8 protein-coding genes are annotated in these 7578 nt (G+C 47.5%); 4 read left to right on the top strand and 4 right to left on the bottom strand.

All coding sequences use genetic code 11. From position 1 onward, the window contains the following. The 4 genes from BUA56_RS17940 (at position 1) to BUA56_RS17920 (ending at position 2848) form a co-directional block, all read left to right on the top strand. Positions 1-177, top strand: coding sequence for a transposase (locus tag BUA56_RS17940; RefSeq protein WP_072854154.1), 177 nt, complete (start codon positions 1-3; stop codon positions 175-177). Between the two features lie 224 nt (positions 178-401). After that, entirely contained in the window at positions 402-1319 is a 918-nt protein-coding gene (locus tag BUA56_RS17935; RefSeq protein WP_072854153.1) for a helix-turn-helix transcriptional regulator, read from the top strand. A gap of 55 nt (positions 1320-1374) precedes the next feature. Beyond that, positions 1375-1836, top strand: coding sequence for a GyrI-like domain-containing protein (locus tag BUA56_RS17930; protein ID WP_072854152.1), 462 nt, complete (start codon positions 1375-1377; stop codon positions 1834-1836). Positions 1837-1867: 31 nt separating this feature from the next. Then, on the top strand, positions 1868-2848 hold the full coding sequence (locus BUA56_RS17920; protein WP_084068088.1) for a GyrI-like domain-containing protein: 981 nt from the start codon (positions 1868-1870) through the stop codon (positions 2846-2848). Here the strand turns inward: BUA56_RS17920 and BUA56_RS17915 are convergent, their stop codons facing one another. The 4 genes from BUA56_RS17915 to BUA56_RS17900 form a co-directional block, all read right to left on the bottom strand. Beyond that, positions 2849-4087 (bottom strand): MFS transporter, encoded by a 1239-nt coding sequence (locus BUA56_RS17915; protein ID WP_072854151.1) that lies wholly within the window; start codon positions 4085-4087, stop codon positions 2849-2851. A 75-nt stretch (positions 4088-4162) separates the two neighbouring features. Then, positions 4163-4819 (bottom strand): TetR/AcrR family transcriptional regulator, encoded by a 657-nt coding sequence (locus tag BUA56_RS17910; RefSeq protein WP_072854150.1) that lies wholly within the window; start codon positions 4817-4819, stop codon positions 4163-4165. 125 nt (positions 4820-4944) lie between these two features. Further along, complete coding sequence (locus BUA56_RS17905) at positions 4945-6396, bottom strand: sugar ABC transporter ATP-binding protein (RefSeq protein WP_072854149.1); 1452 nt, start codon at positions 6394-6396, stop codon at positions 4945-4947. After that, entirely contained in the window at positions 6350-7528 is a 1179-nt protein-coding gene (locus BUA56_RS17900) for a sensor histidine kinase (protein ID WP_072854148.1), read from the bottom strand. Before BUA56_RS17900 ends, BUA56_RS17905 begins: the two co-directional genes overlap by 47 nt. Positions 7529-7578: the final 50 nt, after the last annotated feature.

The following is a 7578-nucleotide window of genomic DNA, read 5'->3' as shown; positions in this document are numbered from 1 at the left end:
ATGAACCGTTCGATTCAGGCAGAGGGAACATTTGGAATCATAAAAAATGACCGCTGGTATAAAAGAATCGTAAGAAGAGGAATCGAATCAGTGCGAATGGAGATATTTCTGGTTTCCATAGGCCATAATCTTTATAAATATCATAATAAGCAGATGAGACGACAGAAAGCAGCCTAAAAAGAAAAAGCAGTAATCTGTGGGGAGGGGGATTTTATGTCCTTTTTTACTCCCAAAAGGTATCTAAATACAATATAAGACCATCGACTATGCCGATGGTCTTATAAAAGGGGCTTTTTTCACAGCCCCTTTGGGATCGGCCTGTCCCTTTTTGCAAATGCCCTGTCCCCAATTGCCCTTAGTATGCTACAATGTATCTATTACTACAGAAAAGGAGTCACTTCATGAAAATAGACCGTTTGATTGGAATTCTCTCTATCCTTCTTCAGCAGCAGAAGGTAACTGCTCCCTACCTGGCGGAGAAATTTGAGGTTTCAAGGCGCACCATTAACCGTGACATTGAGGATATCTGCAAAGCAGGCATCCCTATTGTGACAACCCAGGGGAAGAATGGGGGGATTTCCATTATGGAGGGGTACCGAATGGATCGAACGCTTCTCACCTCCTCGGATATGCAGTCTATACTGGCCGGCCTAAGGAGTCTGGACAGTGTATGCGGTACCAACAGATACCAGCAGCTTATGGAAAAGCTGTCTGCGGGCAATTCCTCTGTTCTTACTTCCAACAGTCATATTCTTATTGACCTGTCTTCCTGGTATAAATCTTCTCTGGCTCCGAAGATCGAACTGATTCAGAGGGCCATTGACAAAACGCAGTCCATTTCATTTGCCTACTACAGCCCTAAGGGGGAGAGTGTGCGGAGGATTGAGCCGTATCTGCTGCTTTTTCAGTGGGCCTCCTGGTACGTATGGGGGTATTGCCTGGAGAGGCAGGATTACCGGATGTTTAAGCTGAACCGGATGCTGAAGCTGGATACTACAGGTGAGACCTTCGTTCCCAGGGAGGTTCCCCCGTTTGAGATTGACAATGAAAAAATATTTCCTTATCTGATCCGGGCGTCTGTGCTGCTGGAACCAGATATGAAGTGGAGGCTTATCGAGGAATACGGAATTGACAGCTTTCAGGAGCAGGAAGACGGGAGGCTTCTGTTTTCCTCGGGATTCGCCGATAAGGACAGCCTCTATTCCTGGGTACTGAGCTTTGGGAATAAAGGTGAACTTCTGGAACCGGAGGATCTCCGCCGGGAGTTCTGCTGTATCATAAGAGATATAGGCAAAAAATACCATAAAGACGACATATAGATGTCCTGTTATCTGTGGTATCCTTACCTTATCAAATAGAAATGAGGAAAACAGTATGAACTATGACATCGTAGAGTTAGAGGAAAAGACCGTAGCAGGAATCAGTGCCAGGACCAATAATACTTCGCCGGATATGGGGGCAGTCATTGGAGGGCTTTGGGAGCGCTTTTTTTCACCGGATCTGTATCCGGCCATTGAGCATAAAAGCAATGAAAAGGCATTGGGCATCTATACGGATTATGCGGGAGACGAAAAAGACGACTATACAGTTGTTGTGGCCTGTGAGATAGAGAGGGAAGGCAATATGCCGGAGGGGACAGTGGTTAGAAAGATACCGGCCGGAAAGTATGCCCGTTTTATCGTCAGGGGAGATATGGAGAAGGCTGCCGCTGATTTCTGGAGCAGACTGTGGGCTATGGATCTGCCCCGTGCTTTTACCTGTGACTTTGAAGAATATCAGAACGATGATATGGAAAATGCAGAAATCCATATGTATATCGCACTGAGAGAAGAATAGCATTTTTCAGGAAGACAGGGAGGGAGACGATATGGCATCAACTTTGGAATTTGTACAATATGTAGCAGGACAGCTGGCGGAGGCGGGAGAGATTACGTATAAGAAACTTTTTGGAGAATATGGTCTGTGGTGCCATGGTCTTTTTTTCGGAACCGTGGAGGACAACCAGTTCTATATAAAGATAACTGACGCCGGACACAGAATGCTTCCGGAGGCAGAACCTGCGGCACCTCACGGGGGGACTCCGGGGATGTATTGTGTGGAGGATCTGGAGGACCGGGGATTCCTGAAGACCCTGGTGCAGGAAACCTGCACGGAGCTTCAGCAGCCAAAAAAAGCAAAAGGCAGGGCTAAAAAAATGGAACAGAAACCGGAAAAGCTGGATTACAAAAAGGTCTATAAAGACCTGTATCTCCCAAAGACAAAGCCTTCTGTCATAGACGTGCCGGAGATGATATTTATTATGGTGGACGGAAAAGGCGATCCAAACACCTCAGAAGCGTATAAGACCGCCATGGAAATCCTATACGGTCTGTCCTTCGGCATTAAAATGAGTAAGATGAGCGGTACACAGCCGGAAGGATATTTTGAGTATGTTGTTCCTCCTCTGGAGGGCCTTTGGTGGGGAGAGGATGGGTACTTTGACGGCAGAACGATAACAGATAAGGATAAGTTCTGCTGGACGGCTATGATCCGCCAGCCCGAATTCGTGACACAGGAGGTCTTCGAGTCAGCAAAGAAGGCCCTGCAGAAGAAAAAGCCGGATCTGGATCTATCCCCTGCAAGGCTTGTGAAGTACACAGAAGGACTCTGCTGTCAGGTAATGCACATCGGCCCCTATGACAATGAGCCGGCTGCCATAGAAAAGCTGGAACAATTTATTGCAGATTCCGGGTTTGTCACAGACATTGGGGGGAACCGTCTCCACCACGAGATCTATCTGGGGGATCCCCGGAGGACGGCTCCCGAACGGCTGAAGACGGTGATCCGCCATCCCGTAAAAAAGGCGTAACTATTCCCTCAGAGCTTTTAAAGTCTTTTTGGTGTATAAGCTAATGAAAATGCTGATAAGGCAGGCAAAAAATATAACAATGCTTACGGAATTCTGGAAAAGCTGAAATAACCCCCCATACATGGCCTGACCCAGAGGCAGTGCACAGACGCAGATCACAGTAATAAAGGAACCTACCTTCCCCAGATACTGGATCGGCGTCTGTTGCTGCGCATAGGTCTGGGCCGCAACATTAAATACAGCCGCGGAACTCAGGGCGAGGATCAGGAAGACCATAAGAATGCCGTAGGACAGACCGGGGGACTGGTTTGTGATTACCGCAAGGCCCATGGGAAGCAGTGCAATGCTGGAACCCAGGAGGAATCGGTAGGAAGTCTTAAAGTGTATCTTTTCGGGGAAGATACTGGTGAGACAGCTTCCCAGTATGGTTCCCAGCGCCACCGCCGCATCTGCGAAGGAATAATGCTGGGTGGAGAGTCCCAGGTATATTTTAATAATAACTGGAAGTCCTACAATTATCATAGCCGACAGAAACAGGTTAATGCAGGCAATTACCACAAGTACCCGCATCATGTCAGGCCGATCTCTGCGGAGGAAATGAAAGGCCTCCCCCAGATCCTTTTTCACCATTGATACCAGGCCTCCGGTCTTTTCCTGAGGAAAAAAAGGAATATGCAGGAACAATTCCATTGTGGCAGAGAAGAAAAAGCAGATGCAGCTGATGATGAGGTTCAGCCGGAGGGGTACAAAGCTGTACAGGATTCCTGCCAGAATAGGCCCCAGAAGGTTGGAGAGTGCATTCACCTGAATGACAATTCCGTTAGCTTTCATGAGATTATCCTGGGAGACCAGCACCGGTATGCTGGACTGTACAGACGGCTGGTAGCAGGCCTGGATAACTGAGAGCAGCACCATCACCAGCCCCACTGCGATCACAGGGGAAGAACTGTTGAAAAACACCAGTGCAAATAGAAAGATGATAAATGAAGTACAGTAATCCAGAACCACCATAATATTCCGGCGGTTTACCCGGTCTGCCAATACGCCCCCAAAAGGAGACAGCAGGACCGTAGGGATCATGGAAACTGCAAGAATGCTCCCGAATACAGCGGCAGATCCGGTGGTGTCCAGAATATACAGCGACAGGGTAAAACGCAGGATAGAGTTTCCGAAAAGGGAAATGATCTGTCCAAGTACCATAATGGTAAAATCTTTGTGAAATAACTTTTGAGTATTCATTCGTAGCCTCCTTTAATACCAACCGTTGGTATGTATATCTTTAAAAGAATGCCCCCCGAAGGGGCATAAAACAGATTATGTGTCCCAGGACACAGAGCTGAATACCGCATCGTAGTATCCCATGCAGACGTCCACAAATTCGTCGTCTATCAATGGAAGCCCCAGCTTCTCCAGCATATCCTGGTAGAAAAGTATCTTTTTGAAAAAGTCCTCCCGGGTTACGGGAATGCATCCCGGACTAATCCAGATATTCACCAGGAGGATCATGGTCTCGGCGAGCTGGCGGGGATACTTTACGTGCATGCTTCCGTCCGCATTCCCCTCCTCAATCAGCTTAGACAGGAGAGGTCCAGTCTCGTGTATAGCCTCCTGAAGCTGCATGACAATCATATTGGGATTTTTCAGCATAGGAAGGGCTATGATGTCGTAGCTGCGCTTCTTTTCATCGTCCAGTTCATAGTAATAGATTTTCTTTAATTTCTCCAGGCCGTTCAGGGAAGGATCCTCAAGAATATCGTGCAGCCACTGCACATCACTGTAATATTGCTCACAGATTCGTTCCAGTATCTCATCTTTTGATTTAAAATGATGATAGATGGCGCCTTTGGACATACCTATCGCCTGGACGATATCCTGTATGGAGGTATGTTCATATCCCTTCTCTAAAAACAGACGGTAGGATACGTCTAATATTTTCTGAATGGTTTCTTCCGGATATTTATTCCTGGCCATTTGTGTTGTTCTCCTTCGTTTTCATACATACCGTTGGTATGTATATAGTAATACACAGGGCTTGATTTGTCAATAAAATAAATATGGGTATGCGAATTCTGTCTGACGGCCGCGTCTGCCCGGGATCAGTGCGGCTGCCGGGACAGGTTCTCGTCAATGCGTCCATTGTTGATAACCAAAACCCGGTTGCAGATCTCACAGACCTCATGGAGCTCATTTGAGACCAGAATGATAGAGGTCCCCTCCTTTGCAATCTGTGAGATGGTCAGATACAGCTCCTTTTTGGAGGTCATATCGATAGCTGAGGTGGGCTGATCCATTAACAATATGGAGGGCTTGGCTGCCAATGATTTTGCCAGAAGCACCTTCTGCTGGTTTCCCCCGCTTAAGTGATCAACGGTTAGATAAGGGGAAGGGGGAGAGATTCCCAGTTTTTCAGTCAAATAGTTAACCAGATAAGATTCCAGATGGGGGAGTACAAAGCCCCATCGGCTGATCCGGTTCAGGGAGCACAGCATAAGGTTTGAGGCGGTTGTCATATGCATAATCAGTCCGTTTTCAAATCTGTTTTCCACAATCAGACCAAGTCCCTGGCGGATGGCGTCTCTTGGGGAGGAGATGGAGCACTTTTTATCATGGATAAAGATTTCTCCGTGCTTTACCCTTTCCAAGCCGAAAAGAGTATAGAGGAGAGTGGATTTTCCGGAGCCCGACAGGCCGGTGATCCCCAGAACCTCTCCTTTTTTCAGGGAGAAGGTAATATCCTTCAGCACTTTGCCTGCAGCCAGATGCTCAACACGAAGCACCTCCTGATCCTCACACCTTAAAGGGGAGGTATAGGTACTGGAGGGGGGACCGGCCAGAAGCACCTGAAGCAGAGTGCTTTTCAGAAACTGTCCGGCTTTTTTATTGAATACGGTACTGCCGTCCCGCAGGACAACCACACGGTCGGCCAGTGACATCACCTCATCAATATTGTGGGTAATGAGAAGAACAGAAGTGCCCATTTGCTTCAGCTTCAGAAGAATATTCTGAAAAAGCTGAAAATCCTGTTCCGAGAATGGGTGGGCCGGCTCGTCCAGAATAAGAAGCTGAGGATGGATTGAGATTGCTTTCAATATCTCAATCATCCGCTGCTGGGCGAAGGAGAGCCTGGACACTTTGGTAAGGGGAGAAAAGTCCAGCTGAAAGTTTTTCAGAAGCTCCTGGGTCTGCCGGATATACTTCCGGCGATCGATAAAGATTTCTCCCGGCCCGGTGCGGCGGATCACATATATATTCTCCATAATGGTGAGAAATGGAACCAGCAGAGGCTTCTGGTGTACTACACCGATCCCCATGGATGCCAGTTTCGCGGAATTGACTGCGGTGAGCAGCTGCCCTTTGTAATAAATCCTCCCGGAATCCGCGGAGGTTTCCCCGATGAGGATCTTCACAAGAGTAGATTTGCCGGCCCCGTTTTCACCAATAATTGCCAGGATCTCGCCGGTAAAGATATGGAAGCTGGTGTGGTTCAGGACGCGTATGCGATTATATGATTTTGTGATATGATCTGCCCGCAGAAGTTCTGTTTTCATAAATCCCTCCGGTAAATTCCGTGTTTAATTTAGGTGCCGGCAGTGTAATCTCTACATTTGTGCCGAGCTGCAGGGTTCCGGCAATCTGCAGTCCGAATTCATCCCCGTACGTAAGCTTAATCCGTTCATTAATGTTGGGCAGTGCAATACTTTTGGGTACGTAGTCCTCCTCCTGCTCTATGCACTGGGACACAGGACGGGTGAAGCTTTCATTGAGTTCATTCATCTTTTCCTGGGACAGGCCGATGCCGTCATCCTCAATGGTTATTACCACTCTCTGGCTGGTAGCATAGGCGCTGATCCATATATTTCCGGGTTTAAGCCTGGTTTCCAGCCCATGGATAATGGCGTTTTCCACAATAGGCTGAAGGGTCATGCGGGGCAGCTTATAGTCCATGAGATTAAAGCCGGCAGTGCGCTCAATCTGCTGATGCATAGTAAATTTGTTGTTAAACCGGTATTGCTGGACGATCATATAATTATTTACATGCTCCAGTTCCGCGCGGAAGGTTACCAGACTGGAGTCGTGGGACATAGAGTATCGAAACAGGTTGGATAAGGCTTTGGTCATATGGGCAATGTTGGGCGCGTTCTGCATCAGGGCCTCCCCCCGGATGCAGTCCAGGGAGTTGTAGAGGAAGTGAGGGTTAATCTGGCTCTGAAGCGCCTTAATCTCCATCTGCTTCCGCAGAATTTTTTCACTGTACTCACGGTCCATATACCCTTTTAGCCGGAGGAGAATCTGATTCAGACTTTTTGCCACAGGGTATAGCTCACTCTGCCTGCTGATAGTTATCTCATAGCTGGGATCCACATCCATTATTTTGTGAAGTGCCTCATCTATTTTAAAAATTGGCTGATAAACAGTCTTGTAGAACAGTATGCCGGAAGCGGCAGCCAGGAGCAGTAAAAGTATCCCGCTTAGGATCAGCGGCAGATAAATGCCGGAAAATCCAAGAGTCAGGTGTTCTTTTTGTGCTCTCAGGATCCTTCGGATACAAGACAGGGATACCAGAAGAGAGACCAAAACATTTGCAGCCAGACTGAGTACAAAGAGGAAAACTGTCTTATGCTTCAGACTGAAAATCTCCGTAATATCCATGCCCTTGAGTTTATATAATATGTTCTTCAATGGAAGACCTCCTATCCTGCGGCGGCGGATTATGGGAAAAAACCGCTCCT

The organism is Lactonifactor longoviformis DSM 17459 (assembly GCF_900129135.1).
Lineage (GTDB): Bacteria > Bacillota > Clostridia > Lachnospirales > Lachnospiraceae > Lactonifactor > Lactonifactor longoviformis.
This window is presented reverse-complemented; position numbering and strand designations above follow the sequence as displayed.

Coding starts and splice junctions, on each gene's coding strand:
- BUA56_RS17940 (WP_072854154.1), top strand. CDS start 1: ATGAACCGTTCGATTCAGGCAGAGGGAACATTTGGAATCATAAAAAAT.
- BUA56_RS17935 (WP_072854153.1), top strand. CDS start 402: ATGAAAATAGACCGTTTGATTGGAATTCTCTCTATCCTTCTTCAGCAG.
- BUA56_RS17930 (WP_072854152.1), top strand. CDS start 1,375: ATGAACTATGACATCGTAGAGTTAGAGGAAAAGACCGTAGCAGGAATC.
- BUA56_RS17920 (WP_084068088.1), top strand. CDS start 1,868: ATGGCATCAACTTTGGAATTTGTACAATATGTAGCAGGACAGCTGGCG.
- BUA56_RS17915 (WP_072854151.1), bottom strand. CDS start 4,087: ATGAATACTCAAAAGTTATTTCACAAAGATTTTACCATTATGGTACTT.
- BUA56_RS17910 (WP_072854150.1), bottom strand. CDS start 4,819: ATGGCCAGGAATAAATATCCGGAAGAAACCATTCAGAAAATATTAGAC.
- BUA56_RS17905 (WP_072854149.1), bottom strand. CDS start 6,396: ATGAAAACAGAACTTCTGCGGGCAGATCATATCACAAAATCATATAAT.